Source organism: Novosphingobium sp. 63-713 (genome assembly GCF_001898925.1).
Classification (GTDB): Bacteria; Pseudomonadota; Alphaproteobacteria; order Sphingomonadales; family Sphingomonadaceae; genus Novosphingobium.
Genome location: NZ_MKVS01000024.1, coordinates 1 through 1,571, shown reverse-complemented (window position 1 = coordinate 1,571; position 1,571 = coordinate 1). Strand labels below are relative to the sequence as shown.

Annotated in this window: 1 protein-coding gene and 1 pseudogene; both read right to left on the bottom strand. The window is 60.5% G+C overall.

The features are described 5' to 3' along the window. Positions 1 to 288: 288 nt before the first annotated feature. Positions 289 to 858 carry a plasmid pRiA4b ORF-3 family protein gene (locus BGP00_RS10680; RefSeq protein ID WP_292925749.1) on the bottom strand — a complete coding sequence of 190 codons (570 nt, stop codon included), beginning with the start codon at positions 856 to 858 and terminating at the stop codon, positions 289 to 291. A 20-nt stretch (positions 859 to 878) separates the two neighbouring features. Continuing rightward, positions 879 to 1,436, bottom strand: a pseudogene (locus BGP00_RS10675) (transposase); the annotation flags it as partial. Positions 1,437 to 1,571: the final 135 nt, after the last annotated feature.

Here is a 1,571-nt window from a genome sequence, read left to right as displayed (position 1 = left end):
ACCAAAAGAAATCCGCCATTGCCAACGCCTCCTCGCAGGACGCGTTGAATCACACTCAATGGCAGATGGGAATCCCGTTAATGGGTCCGGACCCTAGTATTGACGGAAGGGCATCGGCTCTTTCGACTTCACTGGGTCTTGGCGACGCTTCTCCGCCCGATCCAAATGGAGATGTAAGGCTTTGCCTGCACTGTCGAGAGATCGCTCGATCCTGGATGTCAGCGAGCCCCAAGATTCGTAAGGTGGCGGGAAGCGTAAGCGCCGACGGAATGCGGCGTTGACGAGGCCCTATTTGGCCTTTCGCGAGCGCGGCGCCCATTTCTTTGCGAGGGCGGCGAAGCTGTCGTTGATCATGTCGATGTTTGGCGGTGCGTGTGGATCATGGTCATCGCCCAGGGCATCGAGAGCCTCCTCGTGATACTCGTGGGCAGGATCCGCCAGCGCTTCGAGTTTCTCGGCATAGCCCGAGGGACCGCCTGAATCCTCTGGTGGCCGCATACCGGTGGCGGCGATTAAACGCGGATAGATTTCGTTGGGATCGGCAGGGGCGATGCCCTGTATCTTGACGCTGTGCTCCCACGCATCGCCAAAGTCATAGAGGTAACGGAAGGTTTTGCCCCGCATGCCCTCGAGCGCCTGAGCCAAGGTCGTTTTGCGCGCATCAAGCGGGCCGTCAAAGCCATAGAAGGGATCGGGGATGCCGAAGCCCGTGTGGCCGAAGGTCAATTCCCACAGGTGGCTGTCGGTCCACGCCAGCGCTGCCTGGAAGGTGCTGTGCAGGCGGTCGAGGCGGATGCCCAGCGGCACTTCGATGACGCGGCTCACCACCGGCGTCACGTCATCCAGCGTGATCGTCATCCTTGCGACGAAGGCGTTGCTCAAGCGGCCTGCTCCAACTTTTGGATCTCTCTTGCCGCCTGCCAGTTCCATGGCAGCAATTCGTCGATCCGGTTGATGGGATGATTGCCGATACGCGCGATGACGTCGGTGAACCAGGCCTCGGGCTCCACACCGTTCAGGCGGCAAGTTTCGACGAGGGAATAGAACAGCGCCGAGGCATCTCCGCCCTTGGTCGAGCCGACGAACATCCAGTTGCGGCGGCCAAGAGCAACACCGCGCAGGGCATTCTCAACAAGGTTGTTGCTGATCTCGAGCAGGCCATTGTCACAATAGCGGGCCATCGCCGCCCAGCGATTGAGCGGATAGCGGCATGCCTTGGCCAGCGCGCTGTCTGAAGACAGCCCGCGCATCTGTGCTTCGAGCCATGGCCGTAAGGCAGCCAGTTTCGGGGCGGCCAGTTGCTGGCGAACCCGCCGTCGTTCGTCCGGTGGCGCTCCTTTGATGTCGCGCTCGATCGCGAACAACTCGCCGATCCTCACGACGGCTTCCGCCGCGACCGGCGATGGGTTCTTGGCCAGAATGTCGGTAAACTTGCGCCGTGCGTGAGCCTTATGCCGAGCTCGGCATAAGGCCCATTATCCAGAGCATGGTTTTATCTGGGGTATTTTGGGATATAATCCTTGGGTGCCGGAGATTTCGGCGCATTGGGCTCCAGATAAAAGCCGCGTCCT

Bases quoted from the DNA above. Each gene is read 5' to 3' on its own strand.
- BGP00_RS10680 (WP_292925749.1), bottom strand. From the start codon at position 858: ATGACGATCACGCTGGATGACGTGACGCCGGTGGTGAGCCGCGTCATC.